This is a genomic window from Streptomyces sp. CB02980 (assembly GCF_014451325.2).
Lineage (GTDB): Bacteria > Actinomycetota > Actinomycetes > Streptomycetales > Streptomycetaceae > Streptomyces.
Window position 1 is genome coordinate 228,224 of record NZ_JACSCH020000012.1, and the last position, 25,260, is coordinate 253,483.

Below are 25,260 nucleotides of genomic sequence, written 5' to 3' on the forward strand. Positions count from 1 at the left end.
ACGTCCACGCCTACGCGCAAGGGCCCGGCCGGTCGAAGGAGTCGACCGGCCGGGCCCTTGGATCACACGGGGTTCAGCCGTTCACAGCCGTTGCCGGCCGGCGATCAGGCGACGTCGAACCGGTCCAGGTCCATGACCTTGTTCCACGCGGAGACGAAGTCCTTGACGAACTTCTCCTTCGCGTCGTCGCTCGCGTAGACCTCGGCCAGCGCGCGCAGCTCGGAGTTCGAGCCGAAGACCAGGTCGGCGCGGGTGCCCGTCCACTTGACCTCGCCGGTGGCGGAGTCGCGGCCCTCGTACGTGGTCGCGTCCTCGGACGTCGCCGTCCACGCCGTCCCCATGTCGAGCAGGTTGACGAAGAAGTCGTTCGTCAGGGAGCCCGGGGTCGTGGTGAGGACACCGTGCGCGGACTGCTGGTGGTTCGCGCCCAGGACGCGGAGGCCGCCGACGAGGACCGTCAGCTCCGGCGCGCTCAGGGTCAGCAGGTTGGCGCGGTCGATCAGCAGGTACTCGGCCGGAAGGCGGATGCCCTTGCCGAGGTAGTTGCGGAAGCCGTCGGCCTGCGGCTCGAGCGCGGCGAAGGACTCCACGTCCGTCTGGTCCTGCGCGGCGTCCACACGGCCCGGGGTGAACGGCACCTCGACGTCGAAGCCGCCGTCCTTGGCCGCCTTCTCGACGGCCGCGGAGCCCGCGAGCACGACCAGGTCGGCGATCGAGACCTTCTTGGCGCCCGCGGCGTCGAAGGAGGCCTTGATGCCCTCGAGCGTGCGCAGCACCTGCGCGAGCTCGTCCGGGTTGTTGACCTCCCAGTTGCGCTGCGGCTCCAGGCGGATGCGGCCGCCGTTGGCGCCGCCTCGCTTGTCGCTGCCACGGAAGGAGGAGGCCGCGGCCCAGGCCGCGGAGACCAGCTGCGCGACCGTGAGGTCGGAACCGAGGATCTGCTCCTTGAGGGAGGCGATGTCCGCGGCGTCGAGCGTCTCGCCCTCGCGCGCCGGCAGCGGGTCCTGCCACAGGAGGACCTCGGAGGGGACCTCCGGGCCGAGGTAGTGGACGGCCGGACCCATGTCACGGTGCGTCAGCTTGTACCAGGCGCGGGCGAAGGCGTCCGCGAACTGCTCCGGGTTCTCGTAGAAGCGCCGCGAGATCTGCTCGTAGGCCGGGTCGAAGCGCAGCGAGAGGTCGGTGGTGAGCATCGTCGGCAGGTGCTTCTTCGACGCGTCGTGGGCGTCGGGGATGATCGCCTCGGCGTCCTTCGCCACCCACTGGTTCGCACCGGCCGGGCTCTGGGTGAGCTCGTACTCGTACTCGAAGAGGTGCTTGAAGAAGTCGTTGCTCCACTGCGCGGGCGTGGTGGTCCAGGTGACCTCGAGACCGCTGGTGATCGCGTCGGCGCCCTTGCCGGTGCCGTACGAGTTCGCCCAGCCGAAGCCCTGCGCCTCCAGGGGCGCGGCCTCGGGGTCGTCGCCGACGTTGTCCGCGGGGCCGGCGCCGTGGGTCTTGCCGAAGGTGTGGCCACCGGCGATGAGGGCGACGGTCTCCTCGTCGTTCATCGCCATGCGGCGGAACGTCTCACGGATGTCGCGGGCCGCGGCGACCGGGTCCGGGTTGCCGTTGGGGCCCTCGGGGTTGACGTAGATGAGGCCCATCTGGACCGCGCCGAGCGGGTTCTCCAGCTCGCGGTCACCGGTGTAGCGCTCGTCGCCGAGCCAGGTGGTCTCGGGGCCCCAGTAGACGTCCTCGTCGGCCTCCCAGACGTCGGCGCGGCCACCGGCGAAGCCGAAGGTCTTGAAGCCCATCGTCTCGAGGGCCACGTTGCCCGTGAGGATCATGAGGTCGGCCCAGGAGATGTTCTGGCCGTACTTCTTCTTCACCGGCCACAGCAGCCGGCGGGCCTTGTCCAGGTTGCCGTTGTCCGGCCAGCTGTTCAGCGGCGCGAAGCGCTGCTGACCGGCTCCGGCGCCACCGCGGCCGTCGCTGATGCGGTACGTGCCCGCGCTGTGCCAGGCCATGCGGATCATGAGCGGGCCGTAGTTGCCGAAGTCGGCCGGCCACCAGTCCTGCGAGGTGGTGAGCACCTCGGCGATGTCCCGCTTGACGGCCGCGAGGTCGAGGGCGTTGAAGGCCTCGGCGTAGTCGAACTCCGCACCGAGCGGGTTCCCCACGACGGGGTTCGTGGCGAGGATCTTCAGGTTGAGCCGCTCCGGCCACCACTGGCGGTTGCCGCCGCCCTGGGTCGGGTGCGCGGCACGGCCGTGCGCGACCGGGCAGCCGCCCGTGCCCTCGGGGGCGGGGTCGGTGACGATTGCGTCGTGGTTCTCGGACATGCAAATCCTTCCGGACGGGGCGGATCGTGGTGCTCAGCCGGGGCGGGCACCAGCGGGGTGTCTTGTGCCCGACCGGAGCCGTGGTGTGCCTTGGCTATTGCCGGAACCGATCCTACGATGGACAGAGTCCAAGTCAAGAACCACGCCAATCATCCGAAGGGGTGAGCCGAAAATGAGTGACCTGCTGGAGCGTCTGCGGGCGCGTGGCTGGCGCATGACCTCCCAGCGGCGTGTCGTCGCGGAGGTCCTCGCCGGCGAGCACGTCCACCTCACGGCCGACGAGGTGCACGCGCGCGCCGTGGCACGCCTTCCGGAGATCGCGCGGGCGACCGTCTACAACACCCTGGGTGAGCTGGTGGCCCTCGGTGAGGTCGTGGAGCTCTCCATCGACGGCCGGGCGAAGCGGTACGACCCGAACGCGCACCACGCCCACCAGCACCTGGTCTGCTCGAACTGCGGCCTCATCCGCGACGTCCACCCGGCGGGGGACCCGCTGGCGGTCCTCCCGGACGCGGAGAGGTTCGGCTTCACCGTCTCGAAGGCCGACGTGACGTACCGCGGGCTCTGCCCCGCCTGCGCCTGACGGGCCGCGCAGCGCCCGGGCCGGTCCGTCGAAACGGCGAGAGCCCCTCCACCGTGGCGGTGGAGGGGCTCCCGTGCGTCGCCGTGAGGCGGCGGCGTTCCTACTTGAGGGCGGCGAGCGCGTCCTCGTAGCTGGGCTCCTCGGCGATCTCGCCGACGAGCTGCGCGTGCAGGACGGTGTCGTTCTCGTCGAGGACGACGACCGCGCGGGCGGTCAGGCCGGCCAGCGGGCCGTCCGCGATCTCCACGCCGTAGTTGGTGTGGAACTCGCGGCCGCGGAGCGTCGAGAGGTTCTTGACGTTCTCAAGACCCTCGGCGCCGCAGAAGCGGGCCTGCGCGAAGGGGAGGTCGGCGGAGATGCAGAGCACCACCGTGTTCTCCAGCGCGCCGACCTTCTCGTTGAACGCGCGGACCGAGGACGCGCAGGTCGGCGTGTCGACGCTCGGGAAGATGTTGAGGACCTTGCGCTGACCGGCGTAGTCCTTCAGCGACTTGTCCGCCAGGCCCTCGGCGACGAGCGTGAAGTCAGGAGCCTGGCTTCCCGGGGTCGGCAGGGTGCCGTTGACCTGTACAGGGCTGCCCTTCAGCGTGACCTGGGCCATGGGAGATCTCCTTCGGACGATGTAAGTGACAACGAGGGGAATCGTACGGCGTGGTGGCCCGCCCACGGGACACGTCCGTCGGGAAGGGCCCGGCGTGACCGATCATCGATCGTTCATGGATGTGACCATCGGCAAGGCTTCGTGAGCCGCCTCCGTTGACTGTCCGAGCTGGCGAGAGTGCCGAAAGTGTGCACCGGGCACTCATTCCATTACCTTGACGCCTTTGGTTCAGACCTTTAGGTTCCACCCTCGATAGCCATCAGTGGTTCACATATGTGAAGAAGGAGCAACTCCATGGCCATTCGGCGCGATGCTTCCCGTGCGAAGCGCAGGGGAAGGAAGGTGCTGCTCACCGTCCCCCTGCTGGCCGCCGCCCTCCTCGCCACCCTCGTCGCGGGGCCCGGGGGAGGCCGCGCCGAAGCGGCTCCCACCACGTTCGTGCACCCCGGCGTCCTGGTCTCCCGCGGTCAACTCGACTTCACCCGCGAGCGGGTCAACGCCGGCGCGCAGCCCTGGAAGGGCGCCTACGGCCAGATGGCGGCGAGCAAGTACGCCTCGCTCTCCCGGGTCCCGAAGCCCCGCTCCGTCGTCGAGTGCGGCTCGTACTCGAACCCGAACAACGGCTGCACCGACGAGCGGGAGGACGCCATCGCCGCGTACACGCTCTCCCTCGCCTGGTACGTCACGCGGGACAGCCGGTACGCCCAGAAGGCCATCGAGATCATGGATGCCTGGTCCGGGGTGATCACCGACCACACCAACTCGAACGCGCCGCTGCAGACGGGCTGGGCCGGATCCTCCTGGCCGCGGGCCGCCGAGATCATCCGCTACACCTACACCGGCTGGCCCCAGGCCCGCGTCGACCGGTTCAAGACCATGCTGCGCAACGTCTACCTCCCCGAGGTCACCAACGGCTCCCACTCCAACGGCAACTGGGAGCTCAGCATGACCGAGGCGGCCATCGGCATCGCCGTCTTCCTGGAGGACCGCGCCGCGTACGACAAGGCGGTGGCCAAGTTCCGCGGCCGCGTCCCCGCGTACATCTACCTCGCGGGCGACGGCGCCCTGCCGAAGGCGGCGCCGGGCAGCGGCCTCGACACGCGCGACGAGATCGTCCGGTACTGGCAGGGTCAGACGACCTTCGTCGACGGCCTCACCCAGGAGACCTGCCGCGACCTCACCCACACCGGCTACGGCCTGTCCGCCATCTCGCACATCGCCGAGACGAGCCGCATCCAGGGCCAGGACCTCTATCCCGAGGTCGCCGACCGGCTGCGGCACGCGCTCGGCCTCCAGGCCAAGTACGAGCTCGGCGCGGCGGTCCCGAGCTGGCTCTGCGGCGGCACGCTCAAGGATCACCTCGGGCCGGTCACCGAGGTGGGCTTCAACGCGCTGCACCACCGCATGGGGTACGGGATGACGAACACCCAGAACCTCACCGAGTCCCGGCGCCCGGCGGGCACCGACAACCTCTTCGTCGCCTGGGAGACCCTCACCCATGCCGGCAACCCCGACTGACCGTTACGCGCGGGGTGGTCCGCACCTCTTGACGCCCCCTTACTTCACTTCTTAAATCATGGAGGCGCCTAAGGCTCTCGTCATGTCATGGGCATGGCGAGAGCCTGTCTTTCCCCCACACCCGACGGAAGTGAGAGTCATGCCCTCCGCCCGCTCAGCACGGCGGCCGCTGTTCACCGCCGTGACAGCACTCGCCCTGGCCCTGGCCACCGCGGCGCTCGGTCCCACCGGCCTCACCGGGAACACCGGCCCCGCCGAAGCGACCGCCGCCTCCCGCACCGCCGCCCTCCAACCGGCGGCCGAGGCAGCCGCCGTCACCTTCTCCGACACCTTCGACGGCGCCGCGGGACTCCCCGTGGACGGCTCGCGGTGGCAGATCGAGACCGGCGACAACGTCAACAACCACGAGCGGCAGTACTACACGGCCGGCAACCGCAACGCCGCCCTCGACGGCCAGGGCCACCTCGTGATCACCGCCCGCAGGGAGAACCCCGGCAACTACCAGTGCTGGTACGGCCGGTGCGAGTACACCTCGGCACGGCTCAACACCTCCGGCAAGTTCACCGCGCAGTACGGCCACGTCGAGGCCCGGATGAAGGTGCCGCGCGGCCAGGGCATGTGGCCCGCGTTCTGGATGCTCGGCAACGACCTCGGCCAGGTCGGCTGGCCCGCCTCCGGCGAGATCGACGTCATGGAGAACGTCGGTTTCGAGCCGTCCACCGTGCACGGCACCCTGCACGGCCCCGGCTACTCCGGCTCCGGCGGCATCGGCGCCGGCTACACCCTGCCCGGTGGCCAGGCCTTCGCCGACGCCTTCCACACCTTCGCCGTCGACTGGTCGCCCGGGAAGATCACCTGGTCCGTGGACGGAACCGTCTACCAGACCCGTACGCCCGCCGACCTCGGCGGCCGCGCCTGGGTCTTCGACAAGCCGTTCTTCCTCATCCTCAACCTCGCGGTCGGCGGCTACTGGCCCGGCGACCCGGACGGCTCGACCGCCTTCCCGCAGCAGCTCGTCGTCGACCACGTCCGCGTCACCACCGCCGACGGCCCGACCACCGGGGGACCGATCACCGGCATCGCCGGCAAGTGCGTGGACGTGGCCGGGGCGAACAGCGCCGACGGCACCCCCGTGCAGCTCTACGACTGCAACGGAACCGGCGCCCAGCAGTGGACCGTGGGGGCCGACGGCACGATCCGGGCGCTGGGCAAGTGTCTCGACGTCACCTCCGCCGGTACGGCCGACGGCACCCCCGTCCAGCTGTGGGACTGCAACGGCAGCGGTGCTCAGCAGTGGACGGCCAACGCCGCCCGGGACATCGTCAACCTCGGATCCGGCAAGTGCCTGGACGCCACCGGCAACAGCTCCGCCAACGGCACCAGGCTGCAGATCTGGTCGTGCGGCGGCGGCGCGAACCAGAAGTGGACGGTGACGCGCTGACTTCGCCCGGCCGGTAACGCGCTGACCGGCTGAGCCGTCGGCCGGCGACGCGGGCCGCCCGCCTACGCTGTACCCGTGCCGCCCACTCCCCGCCTCCACCGCGTCGCCGTCCTCGTACTCGAAGGGGCGAAGCCGCTCGACGTCGGCATCCCCGCGCAGGTCTTCACGACCCGCGCGAGCATGCCGTACGAGGTGAGGGTGTGCGGCGCGGAACCCGGGCTGGTCGCCGGGGGCGACGGTCTCTCGTACGCCGTCGCCCACGGCCTCGACGCGCTCGACTGGGCCGACATCGTCTTCGTCCCCGGCTACCGCTTCCCCGACCGCGAGGACCCGCCGCGCGGCGTGGTCGACGCGCTGATCGCGGCCCACGACCGGGGCGCCCGCCTCGCCGCCATCTCCACGGGCGCCTTCGCGCTCGCCGCGACCGGTCTGCTCGACGGCAAACGGGCCACCACCCACTGGCACTACACCCAGGCCCTCGCGGCGAAACGCCCCCTCGTCCACGTCGACGAGAACGTCCTCTTCGTCGACGAGGGGAGCGTGCTCACCTCCGCCGGCGCGGCCTCCGGCATCGACCTGTGCCTGCACATCCTCCGCGGCGACCTCGGCGTGGCCGCCGCGAACCACGCCGCCCGACGCCTGGTCGCCGCCCCCTACCGCAGCGGCGGCCAGGCGCAGTACGTGCCGCGGAGCCTGCCCGAGCCGCTCGGCGAGCGGTTCGCCGCCACCCGCGAATGGGCCCTGCACCGGCTCGGCGAGCCGCTCACCCTCGATGTCCTCGCCCACCACGCGGCGGTCTCGGCGCGCACCTTCTCCCGGCGCTTCGTCGAGGACACCGGGTACACGCCCATGCAGTGGGTGATGCGCGCCCGCGTCGACCTCGCGCGGGAACTCCTGGAGCGCTCGGAGCGGAGCGTCGAGCAGATCGCCGCCGACGTCGGCCTCGGCACCGGAGCGAACCTGCGACTGCACTTCCAGCGCATCCTCGGCACCACGCCGAGCGACTACCGGCGCACCTTCACCAAGGGCGAGTAGACCCTCCGGCCGGGTCTTGGCGCGATCCTTGCGGACCGTGGCGATCTCGCCTCTGTCAGGACCGTTCCCGCCGAGCGAACCTGGTGGCGACGCAGAAGTTGAAGGGACACCATTCATGACTCGCATCGCCATCAACGGATTCGGCCGCATCGGACGCAACGTGCTGCGCGCACTGCTCGAGCGCGACACCGACCTCGAGGTCGTGGCCGTCAACGACCTGACGGAGCCGACCGCCCTCGCGCGACTGCTCGCCTTCGACTCGACCTCGGGCCGCCTCGGCCGTCCCGTGAGCGTCGACGGCGACACCCTCGTCGTCGACGGCCGCCGCATCAAGGTCCTCGCCGAGCGTGAGCCGGCGCAGCTTCCCTGGGCCGAGCTCGGCGTCGAGATCGTCCTCGAGGCGACCGGCCGCTTCACCAACGCCAAGGCCGCCCGCGCCCACATCGACGCCGGTGCCAAGCGCGTCCTCGTCAGCGCGCCCGCCGACGGTGCCGACGTCACCCTCGCGTACGGCGTCAACACCGACGCGTACGACGCGGAGCTGCACACGATCGTCTCGAACGCCTCGTGCACCACGAACGCGCTCGCGCCGCTCGCCAAGGTCCTCGACGACCTGGCCGGCATCGAGCACGGCTTCATGACGACGGTCCACGCCTACACGCAGGAGCAGAACCTGCAGGACGGCCCGCACCGCGACCCGCGTCGCGCCCGCGCCGCCGGCGTCAACATCGTTCCGACCTCGACGGGTGCCGCCAAGGCGATCGGCCACGTGCTGCCGAACCTGGACGGCAAGCTGTCGGGCGACTCGATCCGCGTTCCGGTCCCGGTCGGCTCGATCGTCGAGCTCAACACGACCGTCGCCCGCGACGTGACCCGTGAGGACGTCCTCGAGGCGTACCGCGCCGCCGCGGCCGGTCCGCTCGCCGGTGTCCTGGAGTACTCGGAGGACGCGCTGGTCTCCTCCGACATCACGGGCAACCCGGCCTCGTCGATCTTCGACTCGGAGCTCACCCGCGTCGAGGGCCGCCACATCAAGGTCGTCGCCTGGTACGACAACGAGTGGGGCTTCTCGAACCGCGTGATCGACACGCTCCAGCTGCTGGCCCGCTGACCCCGGACGCCACCACCGAGCACCGCCACCGCACGTCGCCCTCGCCGAACCACGGATTCGGCGGGGGCGACGTGCGTTCTGGGCAGATGCACAAAGGGGTGGCGCGAGGTCTGGGCTCCTGCGGACAGACACCCGCCCCGGTGAGCTCGATCATGGCCTGGTCACGCTTGCGAGGACGCGCAACGTGCCGGATCCGTAAAGGAGTTCGTATGCCAGGGAGAACGAGTCGCGTGTTCGGCGGTCTTCTGCTCGCGGCCGTGATGGCCGTGTGCACCGCGCCGGGCACGGCCGGCGCGGCCGCCGACGCGGGGACCGCGGGCACCATTCCGTCCGTCGGCACCGACTGGGGCCGGACGGGGCCGTACGAGGTGGCCGTCGACATCGAGGCGGTGCACACCTTCTACTACCCCCGGAACATGGGGCAGTCGGGCGAGCGCCACCCGGTCGTGATCTGGGGCAACGGTACGGGCGCCGTGCCCGGCGTCTACAGCTCGCTGCTGCGGCACTGGGCGAGCCAGGGCTTCATCGTCGCCGCCGCCAACACCCCCACGTCGAACTTCGCGATCAGCATGCGCGCGGGGATCGACGTCCTGGAGCACCGGGACGCCGACAGCTCCAGCAGGTTCCACGGCAAGGTCGACCTCGACCACATCGCCTCCGCCGGTCACTCGCAGGGCGGAGCGGCTGCCGTCAACGCGGCCGTCGACCCGCGGGTCGACACCGCCATCCCGATCCAGCCGGGTCCGCTGACCGACCCGGACCTCATGGACGAGCCCGTCTTCTACCTGGCCGGCCAGCGCGACCTGACGGTGTGGCCGGCCCTGGTGAAGGCCCTGTACCGGGACACGGACCACGCCCCCGCCGTGTACGGCGAGGTCCGCGGCGCCGGGCACCTCAGCTCCATCGGCGACGGCGGGGACTTCCGCGCCCCGACCACCGCCTGGCTGCGCTACTGGCTGCTCGGCGACGAGAACGCGCGCGGGATGTTCTTCGGCCCCGGGTGCGGCTACTGCGCCGACGGCGACCTGTGGTCCGGCTGGGACCGTAACGCCAAGGCGCTCCAGATTCCCGGGCCCGCCGCCTGACATCGGCCCCGCACACACGACCGGCTCCGGGTCGGCCCCTCGGTGAGGGCCCGTCCCGGAGCCGCGTCGCTCCCCGGCATCAGCGGCGTACGGCTCGCAGCAGGAGGATGGCGCCGAGGGCCGGGACGCCCAGCGAGAACACGAGGATCAGCAGGATCTCCATCGGCCCGATCCGGGACGCGTCTCCGAGCAGCGCGCCCAGGAGGACCACGACGGGCACGGCCGCGCCGGTTGCCGTTCCGATGAGCTTCTGACGGTTCTCCCACTGGGGTGCGCCCCACAGCAGCACCAGGGCGACGATCAGCGCGATCGCCCCGGCGTACGGGTTGAGCAGGAGGAGCACTCCGGAGACGCCGAGCAGGATCGCGATCAGCTTGGTGCGGCCGGTCCTGGGCGCGGCCGCAGGTCCGGCCGGGGACTCCTCGGCGAGGGCGGAGGCGGCGACGGTACGGGGCTCGCCGAGGCCGGCGAGGACGGCGCGGACCTGGTCGTCGCCCTCCGCGCCGCTGACCTCGATGTGCTCGCGGAGGTCCGCGAGGAGCTCGGCCCGGCGCTCGGCGGGCAGCTCGGCCGTCTCACGCGCGACGGCGTCGAGGTAGGCGGCGACGAGCGGGTGCCGGTCGGTGGTGTTCATACGGGGTCCCCCTGTGGGTCGGTGAGGAAGTGATCGACGGCGTCCCTGAACAGCGGCCACGCCTGGGCGAACTCGGCGAGGGACGCCCGGCCGACGCGCGTGAGCGTGTAGTAGCGGCGCGGCGGTCCGCTGGGGGAGTCGCGCAGCTCGGTGTCGACGAGCCCTTCGCGGCGCAGTCGAGACAGCAGGGGGTAGATCGTGCCCTGACTGGTGGTCATGACGCTGACCGCGGAGAGCTCTGCGACGAGCTCGACGCCGTACTTCGGCTCGTCCCTGAGCAGCGCGAGAACGCAGTACTCCAGCACTCCCTTGCGGAGCTGGCTGGGAACCCTGTCGCCCGCCTCGTTCATTGCGTTACCAGGAACCATGCAATGCAAGATAGCTCGGGAAGGTGAGCACGACAAGCCCGACCCCCGGGGGGTGTCACTCTCCCCCCGGGGGTCGGGCCCCGTCCCTGCGCTCTCCGTCAGCCCGCGGCCCGGTATGCCTCCGTCAGCTTGCCGACCGCGCCCGCGAGATCACCCGTGAGCAGCAGATGGTCCGCGTCGGCGAACGGCTTGGCCGTGGCCTCGGTGATGTGCCGGCCGATCCTCTTCTGGACGATCTGCCGCGCCACCGCGACGAGCTTCCGCCCCTCGGCGGAGTCGCCCCGGCCGACCGCCTGGAGCGCCCTGGCGGCGACCCGGAGCGCCCGCAGCGCGGGCTCCCCGCCGGACGGCGCCGGGGTGAGGGTGGTCAGCCCCCAGCCGTACGGGTACTGCGGGTCGTAGCTGCTGTCGCCCACGTTGAGGGGCAACTGGGCCTCCGACTTCGGCCAGGTCACCGGAAGCTGCCCGGTGAACGGCCGCTTGCCGTAGAGGACGTCGGCGACGCCGTCGCCCTCCGTGCCAGGCAGCCAGGAGGCGACCAGGGCGTCGACGGCCGGCAGCCGGTCGCCGATGAGCTGCGGCCGTCCCGACACGACCAGGACCGCGCACGGCATCGCCGCGCAGACCTTGTCGACCGCGGCCTTGTCGGCGGCCGTCAGCTCCAGGTCGTTGCCGTTGCCCACGTCGCCGAACCCCTCCGCGTACGGGGTCTCGCCGACCACCACCACACCGACGTCGTAGCCGTCGGTCGGCGCGGAGGCGTCCTTCGACCAGCCGATATCCGCCTCCGGCGCGGCCTTCCGCATCCCTTCGAGGATCGTCGTACCGGTCGTGGTGCGGCCGGACGAACCCTGCCAGCTGATGGTCCAGCCACCGGCCTGGTTGCCGAGGTCGTCGGCGTTCGACCCGGCCACGTACACCTTCTGGGCGGGCTTCAGCGGCAGGACGGAGCCCTCGTTCTTCAGGAGCACCTGCGACTTCGCCACGGCCTCCCGAGCCACCGCGCGGTGTTCGGCCGAGCCGATCGACGGCAGGTTCGTGGTGTCCGCGTACGGCTTCTCGAAGAGACCGAGGCGGAACTTCTGGGTCAGGACGCGGGCCACCGCGTCGTCGATCCGCGCGGTGGAGATCCGGCCGGACTCGACCTCGGAGATGAGGGTCCGGGTGAACTCCTGGTAGTTCGTCGGCACCATGATCATGTCGAGACCGGCGTTGATCGAGGTGCGCACATCGCTGGGGTAGTCGCCGGGGATCTGGTCGATGGCCTGCCAGTCGCTGATGACGAAGCCCTCGAAGCCCATGCGGTCCTTGAGGACGCCGTTGATCATCTCGGCGTTGGCGTGCATCTTCACCGGACCCTGCTCGTCCCCGAGGACGTCGAGCGAGGAGTACGAGGGCATGACCGTGCCCGTACCGCGCTTCACCGCCTCCGCGAACGGGGCCAGGTGCACGGCCTCCAGCTCCGCGCGGCTTACCTTGGTGACGCCCTGGTCGATCGTGTACGAACCGGTCGTCGAGGAGCCGAAGGCGGTGCCGCCGTCGCCCACGAAGTGCTTGGCGCTGGTGAGGACCTTGTCGTTGCGGTCGAGGTCCTTCCCGTTCCGCGCGCCCTGCATGCCGTTGATGACGGTCTCCATCGCGGTGACCAGCGCCGGGTCCTCGCCGAAGGCCTCGTAGGAACGGCCCCAGCGCTCGTCGCGGGTCACACAGAGGCACGGGGCGAAGTCCCAGGGCACGCCGGTCGCCCGCACCTCCTTCGCGGTGACGGCGCCGGTCCGCGCGGCGAGCTCCGGGTCACGGCCGGCTCCGATGCCGATGTTGTGCGGCATGATCGTCGCGCCGATGACATTGTTGTGCCCGTGCACCGCGTCCACGCCGTAGATCAGCGGGATCTGGTAGCGGGTGGCCTGCGCGCGCAGCTGGTACGCGTCGACCATCGCCGCCCAGGCCGCGGGCGTGTTGGGCGTGGGCACCGAGCCGCCGCCGGAGAGCAGGGATCCGAGCGCATAGCCGGCGATGTCGCCCTGGGCCCGCAGCGCGTTGCGCTCGGCCTGCGTCATCTGGCCGGCCTTCTCCGCCAGGGACATCCGGGAGAGCAGATCGGCGACCCGCTTGCGCACCGGCAGCCGGGCGTCGAGGTACGGCAGGCCGTGCGCGTTCACCACGACCAGCGGGGTCTCGGCGGGCGCCTTGGCGCCGTCGACGGTGAGCCGCAGCGGAATCGTCTCGGCGGACTCGGCCGAACCGTCCTTCAGGGTCTGCACGGTGATCGAGCGGGTCGTACCGGAGGGCGTCCCCGCGGGGAACACGACGCTGCCGGTGACCGGCCGGTAGTCCTTCCCCGGCTCGGCCCCTCCCGGCTCGGTGCCGCCGCTCTCCGTCTCGTACGTCACGGTGACGGGCTCACCGATCGGCCCGGAACCGGTGGTGGCCACCGAGACGTCGACCCGGGCAGTGCCGCCCTCGTCGACGGGGTGCACGACGGACTTCGTGACCACCTTGGTGTTCAGGGCGGGCTCCGCCGTGCCGTACAGCTCGACGCCGTCCAGGGCGAACGCTCCGGGCCCGCCGGTCGGGAGCGTGACCGCGTACCCCCACATCCGGTCGAGGCCGAGGACCTGGTCGATGCCGCCGACGGGCTGGTAGTCGGTCCGGTACTGGAACTCCGAGAACGGGACCTCGACGAGGTGCCAGCCCTCCCAGTCGTCGGTGAAGGAGGTCGTCCACAGCTCGGACGCCTCGCCGTTCGCGCCGCCGTCCTTGAGCTCCAGGGCGATCCGCCTGCCCGAGCCGGGCGGCAGCGGTGCCGTGTTCTGGCCGTACCACCAGAACCGGATGCCCCTGTACGCCGTCCAGTCGTGCGCCGGCCGGTCGAAGGCGAAGTCGTGGGTGAAGCCGCCCCAGCCGCTGATGTCGTAGCGGCCTTCGAGGACCTTGCCGCCCTCGGGGGCGTCGGCGCGCTCCCTCAGTTCCAGCTTCGGGTGCGACTCGGTGGCGTTGCCCCAGGTGAACAGGCCCTCGGCGGGTGGTGACGCGAAGGGGACCTCACCTTCGAACCGGTCGACGGCTCGGGGCGCGGGTTCCTGGGCGGCGGCGCTCGGGAGGCCGCCGGTGAGCAGACCGGTGAGGACGGCTGTCGTGGCGACGACGGCCGCGCTCACCGTTCTGCGGGGACGTGCGGGTGGCATTCGGGCTCCTTGAAGGGCCTGTGCGGAGGCCCTGTGCGGGGGAGGGGACGGAAGGGGTGGGAGGCGGCGGATCAGGCCGCGTTGTGGGTCCACTTCTGGTTGGCCCCGCCGGTGCAGGTCCAGATCTGCGCCCGAGTCCCGTCGGCGGAGGAGTTGCCGGTGATGTCCAGGCACTTGTTCGCGCCCGTGTTGACCACGTCGTGCGTGGTGGCGTTGTACGTCCAGCGCTGAGCCGCGGTGCCGTTGCAGTTGTACAACTGGACCTGGGCGCCGTCGGCCGTCGAACCGCCGGTGACGTCGAGACACTTGCCGAGCGCCCGGACGCTGCCGTCGGCGGCGAGCGTCCAGCGCTGCGCCTCGGTGCCGTTGCAGCCGTACAACTGGACGGGGGTGCCGTCGGCGCTGGCGCCGCCGGCCACGTCCAGGCACTTGCCGGCCGGACCGGTCAGGGTGCCGGTGCCGGTCTCGCCGCCGCCGGTCGTCCCCGACCAGGTGAAGGTCGCGGTGGTGCGGGCGGGCAGCGTGTACGTGAAGGACTGGTTGCCCCAGTCGACCCGGACGGACTGGGCGGAGGCGCCGCCGTTGTGGGCGATCAGCGCCTTGGAGCCGTCGGAGTTGCGCCAGGCCACGTTCTGGACCGTGCTGTTCGCGGTGGAGTCGATGCGGTACGCGCCGGGCTTCACGAACTTGGTGAGGTGGCCCGTCGTGTAGTACTCCACCGTGTAGTCGACCTGTCCGGCCCGGGCGCCGCCCTCCTGCACGGTGATGAGACCGGTGCAGGTGCCGCAGCCGCCGTTGTGCGGGCCCATGTTCTGGTTGAGCCCCAGGCTCCACTTGACCAGGCTGCCGCTCCAGTTGCGGGCGTAGTTGACGATGTCGCTCATGTCCTCGTTGTGCTGGTTCCCGATCCAGGTGCCGCCCGAGTGCTCGGTGCTGAACTGCTTCACCGAGGGGTACTGGTCGTGGACCTGGGTGCCCACGGCCGGGTCGCCGGAGTAGCCGTGCCAGGCGATGCCGCCGAACAGCGGATCGTTGCGCACGCCCGCGTCGTTGAGGATCCCGGCGCCGAAGCCGGCGTAGTCGCCGTAGTTCCAGTCGTGGACGAGGACCTTGGTGGTGATGCCCGCGGCCCGGAAGGCCGGGTAGACGTGGTTCTTGGTGAACTCGACGAGCCCTGCCGGGTTCCAGCTCATCCCCGGGTAGTTCATGGCGGTCGGGTTGCCGGCCTGACAGCAGTTCGGCTCGTTCTGCACGGAGAGGTAGTCGACCTTCACCCCGGCCGCCTGGTAGCTCTGCACGTACTTCACCAGGTACTGGGCGTACAGCGGGTAGTACTCCGCCTTCAGCCAGCCCATCTGGTCCATCCGGCCGTTGTCCTTCATCCAGCCCGGCGCGCTCCACGGCACGCCCTTGACCCGGAGGGCGGGGTTGAGCTGCTTGGCCTGCGCGGTCAGCAGCCGGACGCCGGTGTCGTAGCCGTTGGAGCCGAAGTCGTCGAGGTCGCAGCAGGTGTCGTCGAGGGAGACGTTCCCGGGCCGGGAGAGGTCCGAGGCGCCGATGGGGTTGCGGACGAAGGACAGACCGATGCCCTCGGTCGGCGAGAACAGCTTGCGCATCACGTCGTCACGGGTGGCGGCGCTGATGGCGCCGCCGCGCAGCAGATGGGCGGTGGTGTCGGTGATCGACGCGCCCCCGCCCTCGAACTGCTGGTACGTGGAGTTCTCGTTGACGGTGATCGTGTGGTTCGCGGAGCCGCCGGCCGGGCCGAACGCGAGGGGCGCCTGCTGGGCCAGACCGCGTGTGACGGTACGGCCGCCGGAGTCGGAGGTCGTGGTGAGCCAGACGTCGACCCGCTCGCCCGCGGCCTGGGCGGTGCCGGGCCCGGTGAGGACCAGGCTGCCGGCGACGAGGGCGCCGGCGGTCAGCGCGGTGAGCGGCCGGAGCCGACGGGTGCGGAGCACGGCGGCCGCTCGTCGCTCTCGTCTCTCCACTCCGCGCCGGAGGAACGCGCGTACCCGCATAAGTGTGTTATGCACCTGACAACCCTTTCGCCGCCTCGCGCCCAACAGGCAACAGCAGTAAGCCTTTTATCAAGGCATGAAGTTATGAGGCGCCCTTCTGCCCGTCAACCCTTCAAGCGTTGTTCGCTCTCATGGGTTGCGTTCGGTCGCCGCAAGAGGTTGGCAGTGACGCAACTCGCTTGCGAAGTTTGCGATACTCTTGCGTTCATGACGCGACGACTTGCTCAAGTGGCCAAGAAGGTGGGAGTCAGCGAGGCGACGGTCAGCCGTGTCCTCAACGGAAAGCCCGGTGTCTCCGAGGCGACACGGCAGTCCGTCCTCACCGCGCTCGACGTGCTCGGATACGAGCGGCCCACGCAGCTGCGGGGCGAGCGCGCGCGACTGGTCGGCCTCGTGCTGCCGGAGCTGCAGAACCCCATCTTCCCCGCGTTCGCGGAGGTGATCGGCGGCGCGCTCGCGCAGCAGGGACTGACCCCGGTCCTGTGCACCCAGACCAAGGGCGGCGTCTCCGAGGCGGACTACGTCGACCTCCTGCTCCAGCAGCAGGTGTCCGGAGTCGTCTTCGCCGGAGGGCTGTTCGCGCAGGCCGACGCCCCGCACGACCACTACCACCAGCTCGCCGAGCGCAACATCCCGGTGGTCCTGATCAACGCCTCCATCAAGGGGCTCAACTTCCCCTGCGTCTCCTGCGACGACGCCGTCGCCGTCGAGCAGGCGTGGCGCCACCTGGCCTCCCTCGGGCACGAGAGGATCGGCCTCGTCCTCGGCCCCAGCGACCACGTCCCCTCGCGCCGCAAGCTCGAGGCGGCCCGAGCCGTGGCCGAGGCCGCCGGCGGAGAACTGCCGGACGAGTACGTCGTACGGTCGATCTTCTCGCTCGAAGGCGGGCAGGCCGCAGCCACCCGCCTCCTGGAGCGGGGCGTCACCGGCATCGTGTGCGCCAGCGACCCGCTCGCCCTCGGCGCCATCAGGGCGGCCCGCCGCCGCGGCCTCTCGGTCCCCTCGCAGGTGTCCGTCGTCGGCTTCGACGACTCCGCCTTCATGAACTGCACCGAGCCGCCGCTCTCCACCGTGCGCCAGCCCATCGAGGCCATGGGACGCGCCGCCGTCGAGCTGCTCTGCGCCCAGATCCAGGGCACGCAGACGGACCCCGGTGAGCTCCTCTTCGAGCCCGAACTCGTGGTGCGCGGCTCGACGGCGCCGCCGCCGACCGTCTGACCCTTCCCCTCACCGTTTCCCGGCTCCGGCGCCGGGGAGGCCTCACCGCCTCCCCGGCGCCGGAGCCGTTCCTCGTTGACCTGCGCGGATGTGGCGGCCCAACTGCCGTTTCTGTCAAGGCTGTTGACAAAGCGGTGACCTGCTAGAAACCTGACACCCCGGCGGCGCAAAAGATTAACGAAAATGCTCAATAAGTCTGTATCTCGCCGTCATTCATTGTCAGAGTTCCGCTGGGTTCCTGGCTAGAGGCCCTGTGCCGGCTCCGTGCCGGAGGCCCAGCAGACGGAGAGGCCCATATGAGAGGCAAAATCCTGAGCTGGCGGCTGACGATCGGTGTCCTGATCGCCGGACTGATCGCCGTCGGACTCCTGCCGGTCACCGCCTACGCGGCGGCCGCGACCAACCTCGCCCTCGGCAGAACGACGACGGCATCGGGCGCTCACGGCGCCTACCCGGCGGGCAACGTCACCGACGGCGGCCAGCAGTCCTACTGGGAAGGCCCCGGAGGATCGTTCCCGCAGTGGGTGCAGGTCGACCTCGGCGCCGGAACCCGCGTCGACAGCGTCGTCCTGAAGCTCCCCACCACCTGGGAAGCCCGCTCCCAGACCGTCGCCGTGCTCGGCAGCACCGACGGCAGCACCTTCACCACCCTCGCCGCGCCCCGGTCACGGGCGTTCGACCCCTCCGTGTCGAACACCGTCACGGTCGGCATCACCTCCACGACGACCCGGTACGTCCGCGTCCAGGTGACGGCCAACACCGGCTGGAACGCGGCCCAGCTCTCCGAGGTCGAGGTCTACGGCGAGAGCGGCGGCCCGGTCGACCCGCCGCCCACCGGCACCAACCTCGCGCGCAACAAGCCCATCGAGGCGAGCTCCACGACACAGACGTACGTCGCGGCCAACGCCAACGACGACAGCACCACCACCTACTGGGAGTCCGCCGGCTTCCCGGCCGACCTGACGGTGAAGCTCGGCGCCGACGCCGATGTCACGGCCGTGGTCGTCAAGCTCGACCCGGCCCAGGTCTGGGGCCCGCGCACCCAGGCCATCCAGGTCCTCGGTCGGGAGCAGGCCGCCTCCGGCTTCACCTCGCTCAAGGCACGGGCCGACTACGCGTTCAGCCCCTCCAGCGGGCAGAACACCGTCACCATCCCGGTCACCGGCCGCTACGCCGACCTGCGGCTCACCTTCTTCTCCAACACCGGCGCCCCCGGCGCGCAGGTCGCGGAGTTCCAGGTCGTGGGCGCGGCGGCGCCCGGCCCCGACCTCACCGTCACCGATCTGACCTGGTCTCCGTCCACCCCCTCCGAGACGGACGCCGTGACCGTCGACGCCACCGTGCGCAACGCCGGCACCGCGGCGGCCGCCGCCACGACCGTCGAGGTCAGCGTCGAAGGTGCCGTGGCCGGTTCCGCCCCGGTCGGCGTGCTCGCCGCCGGCGCCTCGGCGACCGTCCCGGTCACCGTGGGCAAGCGGCCCATGGGCTCGTACACCGTCTCGGCGGTGGTCGACCCGACGGACACCGTTCCCGAGCAGGACAACGGCAACAACAGCCGGACCGCCGCCACGAAGCTGGTCGTCGGCCAGAGCCCCGGCCCCGACCTGCGGGTCACCGGGATCACCAGCAACCCGACCAGCCCCGCCGTCGGTTCCGCCGTCACCTTCACCGTCGCGGTCCAGAACCGCGGCACCACCGCCGCCACCGGCACGGTCACCCGGCTGACCGCGGGTACCACCACCCTCAACGGCACCACGGGCACCATCGCCGCGGGTCAGACGGTCAACGTGCCGATCTCCGGCAGCTGGACCGCCACCTCCGGCGGTGCCACGCTCACCGCGACCGCCGACGCCACGGGCACCCTCACCGAGACCGACGAGACCAACAACGTCCTCTCGCGCTCCCTCGTCGTGGGCCGGGGCGCCGCCGTTCCGTACACCGAGTACGAGGCGGAGGACGCCCGCTACCAGGGCACCCTGCTCACCGCCGACCAGAAGCGGACCTTCGGGCACACCAACTTCGCCACCGAGTCCTCAGGCCGCAAGTCGGTCCGGCTCGCCACCACGGGTGAGTTCGTCGAGTTCACCTCCACGAACCCGGCCAACTCCATCGTCGTCCGCAATTCCGTGCCCGACGCGGCCGCGGGTGGGGGCGCCGACGCCACGATCAGCCTCTATGTCAACGACGTCTTCGTCCGCAAGCTCACCCTGTCGTCCAAGCACAGCTGGCTCTACGGCAGCACCGACGACCCCGAAGGACTCACCAACCGTCCCGGCGGCGACGCCCGCCGCCTCTTCGACGAGTCCCACGCCCTGCTCGCCCAGTCGTACCCGGTGGGCACGAAGTTCCGCCTCCAGCGCGACGCCGGGGACTCGGCCTCCTTCCACATCATCGACCTGATCGACCTGGAGCAGGTCGCGCCCCCGGCCGGCAAGCCGGCGAACTGCGTCTCCATCACCGAGTACGGCGCCGTCCCCAACGACGGCATCGACGACACCGACGCCCTCCAGCGCGCGGTGACCGCCGACCAGAACGGCCAGATCCCCTGCGTCTGGATTCCCGCCGGCCAGTGGCGCCAGGAACAGAAGATCCTCACCGACGACCCGCTCAACCGTGGTCAGTTCAACCAGGTCGGCATCCGCGACGTCACCATCCGCGGCGCGGGCATGTGGCACTCCCAGCTCTACACCCTCACCCCGCCGCACGAGGCCGGCGGCATCAACCACCCGCACGAGGGCAACTTCGGCTTCGACATCGACCACAACACCCAGATCTCCGACATCGCCATCTTCGGCTCCGGAGCGATCCGCGGCGGTGACGGCAACGCCGAGGGCGGCGTCGGCCTCAACGGACGCTTCGGCAAGGACACCAGGATCAGCAACGTCTGGATCGAGCACGCCAACGTCGGCGTCTGGGCCGGCCGCGACTACTCCAACATCCCCGAACTGTGGGGCCCGGGAGACGGTCTCGAGTTCACCGGGATGCGGATCCGCAACACCTACGCCGACGGCATCAACTTCGCCAACGGCACCCGCAACTCGACCGTCTTCAACTCGTCCTTCCGCAACACCGGCGACGACGCCCTGGCCGTCTGGGCCAGCAAGTACGTCAAGGACACCTCGGTCGACGTCGGCCACGACAACCACTTCCGCAACAACACCATCCAGCTGCCCTGGCGTGCCAACGGCATCGCGGTCTACGGCGGGTACGGCAACACCATCGAGAACAACATCATCTCGGACACCATGAACTACCCCGGGATCATGCTCGCGACCGACCACGACCCGCTGCCCTTCTCCGGCCAGACCCTCATCTCCAACAACGCCCTGCACCGCACCGGCGGCGCGTTCTGGAACGAGGACCAGGAGTTCGGCGCCATCACCCTCTTCGCCCAGGGCCAGCCCATCCCCGGCGTCACCATCCGGGACACCGAGATCCTCGACTCGACCTACGACGGCATCCAGTTCAAGACGGGTGGCGGCGAGATGCCGGACGTGAAGATCACCAACGTCCGCATCGACAAGTCGGTCAACGGCTCCGGGATCCTCGCGATGAGCGGCGCCCGCGGCAGCGCGACGCTGGCCGGCGTCACCATCACCGACTCGGCCGAGGGCGACGTCCTCGTCGAGCCCGGCTCCCAGTTCGTCGTCAACCGGACCGGCTGACCCCGTGCCCATGAATCGAGAGCGAGGACGGATGAGTTTCCGCCACTGGAGATCACGGGGCCTGAGCGCCGTGATCGCGACCAGCCTCCTGGCCCTGGGAGGACCCCTGATGTCCGCCCGGGCGGCGGGCGGCCCCAACATCGCCCTGGGCGACGCCGCCGCGGCGTCCGGATCCCACGCCGAGTACGGCGCCGCGAACATCACCGACGGCAACCAGGGAACGTACTGGCAGAGTGCCGGCGGCACCCTGCCCCAATGGGTCCAGGTCGACCTCGGCGCCACCACCCGCCTGGACGAGGTGGTCCTGAAACTGCCCGCCGGCTGGGAGAGCCGCAACCAGACGCTGTCCGTCCAGGGCAGCGCCGACGGCACGAGCTTCGCCACCCTCAAGAACTCCGCCTCCTACAGCTTCGCCCCGGGCGCGGCCAACACCGTGACCGTCTCCTTCCCGGCCACCCAGGCCCGGTTCGTACGGGTCGACATCACCGCCAACACCGGCTGGCAGGCCGCGCAGCTCTCCGAACTGGAGGTCCACGCGGCCGACGGATCCTCGGCCGACCTGGCGAGCGGCCGCCCCCTGACCGCGAGCAGCCACACCGAGGTGTACACGGCGGGCAACGCCAACGACGGCAACCGGGCCACCTACTGGGAGAGCGCCAACAACGCCCTCCCGCAGTGGATCCAGGCCGACCTCGGCTCGTCCGTCCGCGTCGACCGGGTCGTCCTCCGGCTTCCCGAAGGCTGGGGCGCGCGCAGCCAGACCCTCAAGATCCAGGGCAGCGCGAACGGCACCGCCTTCACCGATCTGACCGCCTCCCAGGCCTACACCTTCGACGCCGCCGGGGGACGGGCCGCGACGATCACCTTCGACGCGACCACCACCCGGTACGTCCGGGTCCTCGTCACGGCGAACTCCGTCCAGCCCGCCGCCCAGCTCTCCGAGCTGGAGATCTACGGGCCGACCTCGGGCGACACCCAGGCACCGTCCGCACCCGCGAACCTCGCCCTCACCCAGCCGGCCACCGATCAGATCCGGCTCACCTGGAACGCCGCCACCGACGACACCGGCGTCACCGGCTACGACATCTACGCCAACGGCACCCTCCTGACCAGCGTCGCCGGGAACGTCACCACCTTCACCGACACCCGGCCGGCGAACCAGACGGTCACCTACCGCGTCCGCGCCAAGGACGCGGCGGGCAACCAGTCCGCCGACAGCAACGCCGTCACCCGCACCGGCGACACCGGCGACACCCAGGCCCCGACGGCGCCCGCGAACCTCGCGTTCACCGAGCCCACCGCCGGCCAGATCAAGCTGACCTGGAACGCCTCCTCGGACAACACCGGCGTCACCGGCTACGACGTCTACGCAGACAACGTCCGCCGGGGCAGCGTCGCCGGAGGCGCCACCACCTACACCGACACCCAGCCGGCCTCCGCGACCGTCACCTACCGCGTCCGCGCGAAGGACGCGGCGGGCAACCAGTCGACCGACAGCAACGCCGTCACCCGCACCGGCAGCGGCGGTGGCGGCTCCAACCTCGCCGTCGGCAAGGAGATCAACGCCTCCTCCACCGTGCACACCTTCGTCGCGGCCAACGCCAACGACAACAACGTCAGCACCTACTGGGAAGGCGCCGGCGGCAGCTACCCGAACACCCTTACCGTCAAGCTGGGCTCCAACGCCGACGTCGGCAGCCTCGTCCTCAAGCTCAACCCGGACACGGCCTGGTCGACCCGCAGCCAGACCGTCGAGGTCCTCGGCCGGGAGCAGAGCGCCACCGGCTTCAGCGGCGTCGCCGCCGCGAAGAGTTACACCTTCGACCCGGCGAGCGGCAACACCGTCACCATCCCCGTCACGGCCCGCGTCGCCGACGTCCAGCTGAAGTTCACCGCCAACACCGGCTCCGCGGCGGGCCAGCTCGCCGAGTTCCAGGTCATCGGCGTCCCCGCCCCCAATCCCGACCTCGAGGTCACCGGCCTCACCACCACGCCCGCCTCGCCCGTCGAGTCGGACCCGATCACCGTCAGCGCCACCGTCCGCAACAGCGGCCCGGCCGCCGCACCGGCAAGCGCCGTCGCGCTGCGCCTCGGCGGCACGAAGGTCGCCACCGCGCAGGTCGGCGCCCTGGCCGCCGGCGCCCAGACCACGGTCAGCGCCTCCATCGGCGCCCGTGACGCCGGCAGCTACCAGCTCAGCGCCGTCGCCGACGAGGCGAACGCCGTCATCGAGCAGAACGAGTCCGACAACACCTACACCCGCCCCACCGCCCTGGTGGTCACGCCGGTGTCCAGCTCCGACCTCGTCGCCGCCTCGGTGACGACGTCGCCGTCCAGCCCGGCCGCCGGTGACACGGTCACCTTCAAGGTGGCCCTGAGGAACCAGGGCACCGCGGCGAGCGCCGCGGGCGCACACGGCATCACCCTCACCCTGACGGACTCGACGGGCGCCACCGTCAAGACCCTGACGGGCACCCACAACGGAGCCCTCGCGGCCGGTGCGGGCGCCGAGGTGGACCTCGGCCCGTGGACGGCCGCCAACGGTTCCTACACCGTGAGGACGGTCGTCGCCGACGACGCCGACGAACTCCCGGTCAAGCGCGCCAACAACACCTCCACCCAGCCCCTCTTCGTCGGCCGGGGCGCCGACATGCCGTACGACATGTACGAGGCGGAGGACGGCACCGTCGGCGGCGGAGCCACCGTCGCCGGGCCGAACCGCACCATCGGCGACATCGCGGGCGAGGCCTCCGGCCGCAAGGCCGTCAGCCTGGACGCGACGGGGGAGTACGTCGAGTTCACCACCCGGCGCAGCACCAACACCCTGGTGACCCGCTTCTCCATCCCGGACTCCCCGGGCGGCGGCGGCATCGACTCCACCATCAGCGTCTACGTCGACGGGGTGCTCAAGAAGTCGCTCCCACTGACGTCGAAGTACGCCTGGCTGTACGGCGCCGAGGCCGGCCCCGGCAACTCCCCGGGCTCGGGCGCACCGCGGCACATCTACGACGAGGCGCACCTCCTGCTCGGCGAGACCGTCCCGGCGGGCAGCAGGATCCGGCTCCAGAAGGACGCCGCGAACACCTCCACGTACGCGATCGACTTCGTGAACCTGGAGCAGGTCGCCCCGGTCGGGAATCCGGATCCCGCCACGTACGCCGTGCCGGCCGGATTCGGGCACCAGGACGTGCAGAACGCCTTGGACAAGGTCCGGATGGACACCACAGGCACCCTCGCGGGGGTCTACCTGCCGCCGGGCGACTACCAGACGGCGAGCAAGTTCCAGGTGTACGGCAAGCCGGTCAAGGTGGTCGGCGCCGGACCGTGGTTCACGACGTTCCACGCACCGTCGGCCCAGGACAACACCGACGTCGGCTTCCGCGCCGAGGCGGCGGCCAAGGGCTCGCTGTTCAAGGGCTTCGCCTACTTCGGCAACTACACCTCGCGCATCGACGGACCGGGCAAGGTCTTCGACTTCGCGAACGTCACCGACATCGTCATCGACGACATCTGGAACGAGCACATGGTGTGCCTCTACTGGGGCGCCAACACCGACCGGATCACCATCAAGAACTCCCGGATCCGCAACCTGTTCGCCGACGGCATCAACATGACCAACGGCTCGACGGACAACCACGTCGTCAACAACGACGCGCGGGCCACCGGCGACGACAGCTTCGCCCTGTTCTCCGCGATCGACGCCGGCGGCGCCGACATGAAGAACAACGTGTACGAGAACCTCACCACCACCCTGACCTGGCGAGCGGCGGGCGTGGCCGTCTACGGCGGCTACAACAACACCTTCCGCAACATCCACATCGCCGACACGCTCGTCTACGCGGGCATCACCATCTCGTCCCTGGACTTCGGCTATCCGATGAACGGCTTCGGGACCGAACCCACGACCTTCGAGAACATCTCCGTCGTCCGGGCGGGCGGCCACTTCTGGGGCTCCCAGACCTTCCCCGGCATCTGGGTGTTCTCCGCGTCGAAGGTCTTCCAGGGCATCAGGGTGAACCACGTGGACATCGTCGACCCCACGTACAGCGGGGTGATGTTCCAGACGAACTACGTGGGCGGTCAGCCACAGTTCCCCATCAAGGACACCGTGTTCACGGACGTCTCGATCACGGGTGCGCGCAAGAGCGGTGACGCGTTCGACGCCAAGTCCGGGTTCGGTCTGTGGGCCAACGAGATGCCCGAGTCGGGGCAGGGGCCCGCCGTGGGCGAGGTGACCTTCAACGGGCTGCGGCTGAGCGGCAACGCGGTGGACATCCGTAACACCACCCCCGCCTTCAAGATCGACATCAACTCCTAGTCCGGCCGGCGGGAAGCCCTGCCCTTCCCTCGCGAGGCCGATGCAGGTGGCTTGCAGTCACTTGCATCGGTCTTGCGTGCGTTCTGTCGCCCGTGTCGTGCGACGGGTCCGCCGGACTCGGCCTCAGGCCCCTGAACTGTCGGTTTCCTG

General features: G+C 70.6%; 15 protein-coding genes. 9 read left to right on the plus strand and 6 right to left on the minus strand.

Annotated features, from left to right (window positions below; all coding sequences use genetic code 11):
- Nucleotides 1-104 precede the first annotated feature (104 nt).
- A complete protein-coding gene (gene katG / locus E0F75_RS24990) occupies nt 105-2,324 on the minus strand; it encodes a catalase/peroxidase HPI (RefSeq protein ID WP_187624806.1) in 2,220 nt (739 codons plus the stop codon).
- Between the two features lie 172 nt (nt 2,325-2,496).
- On the opposite strand from katG, the gene E0F75_RS24995 reads away from it, so the two are divergent.
- Nucleotides 2,497-2,907: a Fur family transcriptional regulator gene (locus tag E0F75_RS24995; protein ID WP_187624807.1), complete on the plus strand. Its 411-nt coding sequence runs from the start codon at nt 2,497-2,499 to the stop codon at nt 2,905-2,907.
- 100 nt (nt 2,908-3,007) lie between these two features.
- On the opposite strand, the gene tpx is transcribed toward E0F75_RS24995, so the two are convergent.
- Nucleotides 3,008-3,508, minus strand: coding sequence for a thiol peroxidase (tpx, locus tag E0F75_RS25000; RefSeq protein WP_055601924.1), 501 nt, complete (start codon nt 3,506-3,508; stop codon nt 3,008-3,010).
- A 294-nt stretch (nt 3,509-3,802) separates the two neighbouring features.
- Between tpx and E0F75_RS25005 the strand changes: the two genes are divergently transcribed.
- The 5 genes from E0F75_RS25005 to E0F75_RS25025 all read left to right on the plus strand — a co-directional run bounded on the left by E0F75_RS25005 (nt 3,803) and on the right by E0F75_RS25025 (nt 9,698).
- Nucleotides 3,803-5,026 carry an alginate lyase family protein gene (locus E0F75_RS25005; RefSeq protein ID WP_187624808.1) on the plus strand — a complete coding sequence of 408 codons (1,224 nt, stop codon included), beginning with the start codon at nt 3,803-3,805 and terminating at the stop codon, nt 5,024-5,026.
- 139 nt (nt 5,027-5,165) lie between these two features.
- Nucleotides 5,166-6,467, plus strand: a complete 1,302-nt coding sequence (locus E0F75_RS25010; RefSeq protein WP_187624809.1) for a glycoside hydrolase family 16 protein — start codon at nt 5,166-5,168, stop codon at nt 6,465-6,467.
- 75 nt (nt 6,468-6,542) lie between these two features.
- Complete coding sequence (locus tag E0F75_RS25015) at nt 6,543-7,502, plus strand: GlxA family transcriptional regulator (protein WP_187624810.1); 960 nt, start codon at nt 6,543-6,545, stop codon at nt 7,500-7,502.
- A gap of 115 nt (nt 7,503-7,617) precedes the next feature.
- Entirely contained in the window at nt 7,618-8,613 is a 996-nt protein-coding gene (gene gap, locus E0F75_RS25020) for a type I glyceraldehyde-3-phosphate dehydrogenase (RefSeq protein ID WP_187624811.1), read from the plus strand.
- A gap of 209 nt (nt 8,614-8,822) precedes the next feature.
- Entirely contained in the window at nt 8,823-9,698 is an 876-nt protein-coding gene (locus E0F75_RS25025; protein ID WP_187624812.1) for an acetylxylan esterase, read from the plus strand.
- A 79-nt stretch (nt 9,699-9,777) separates the two neighbouring features.
- Here E0F75_RS25025 and E0F75_RS25030 read toward each other — a convergent pair whose 3' ends face one another.
- The 4 genes from E0F75_RS25030 to E0F75_RS25045 form a co-directional block, all read right to left on the minus strand.
- Complete coding sequence (locus tag E0F75_RS25030; protein ID WP_187624813.1) at nt 9,778-10,332, minus strand: hypothetical protein; 555 nt, start codon at nt 10,330-10,332, stop codon at nt 9,778-9,780.
- On the minus strand, nt 10,329-10,700 hold the full coding sequence (locus E0F75_RS25035; RefSeq protein ID WP_187624814.1) for a PadR family transcriptional regulator: 372 nt from the start codon (nt 10,698-10,700) through the stop codon (nt 10,329-10,331). The genes E0F75_RS25030 and E0F75_RS25035 overlap by 4 nt, the downstream gene beginning before the upstream one ends.
- A 98-nt stretch (nt 10,701-10,798) precedes the next feature.
- Entirely contained in the window at nt 10,799-13,888 is a 3,090-nt protein-coding gene (locus E0F75_RS25040; protein ID WP_187624815.1) for a glycoside hydrolase family 3 N-terminal domain-containing protein, read from the minus strand.
- Nucleotides 13,889-13,959: 71 nt separating this feature from the next.
- Nucleotides 13,960-15,909: a lectin gene (locus E0F75_RS25045; protein ID WP_206706136.1), complete on the minus strand. Its 1,950-nt coding sequence runs from the start codon at nt 15,907-15,909 to the stop codon at nt 13,960-13,962.
- Between the two features lie 207 nt (nt 15,910-16,116).
- Between E0F75_RS25045 and E0F75_RS25050 the strand changes: the two genes are divergently transcribed.
- The 3 genes from E0F75_RS25050 (at nt 16,117) to E0F75_RS25060 (ending at nt 25,110) form a co-directional block, all read left to right on the plus strand.
- Nucleotides 16,117-17,127 (plus strand): LacI family DNA-binding transcriptional regulator, encoded by a 1,011-nt coding sequence (locus E0F75_RS25050; RefSeq protein WP_187624817.1) that lies wholly within the window; start codon nt 16,117-16,119, stop codon nt 17,125-17,127.
- A 296-nt stretch (nt 17,128-17,423) separates the two neighbouring features.
- Nucleotides 17,424-20,792: a CARDB domain-containing protein gene (locus E0F75_RS25055; RefSeq protein WP_187624818.1), complete on the plus strand. Its 3,369-nt coding sequence runs from the start codon at nt 17,424-17,426 to the stop codon at nt 20,790-20,792.
- Between the two features lie 31 nt (nt 20,793-20,823).
- On the plus strand, nt 20,824-25,110 hold the full coding sequence (locus E0F75_RS25060) for a discoidin domain-containing protein (RefSeq protein WP_187624819.1): 4,287 nt from the start codon (nt 20,824-20,826) through the stop codon (nt 25,108-25,110).
- Nucleotides 25,111-25,260 lie beyond the last annotated feature (150 nt).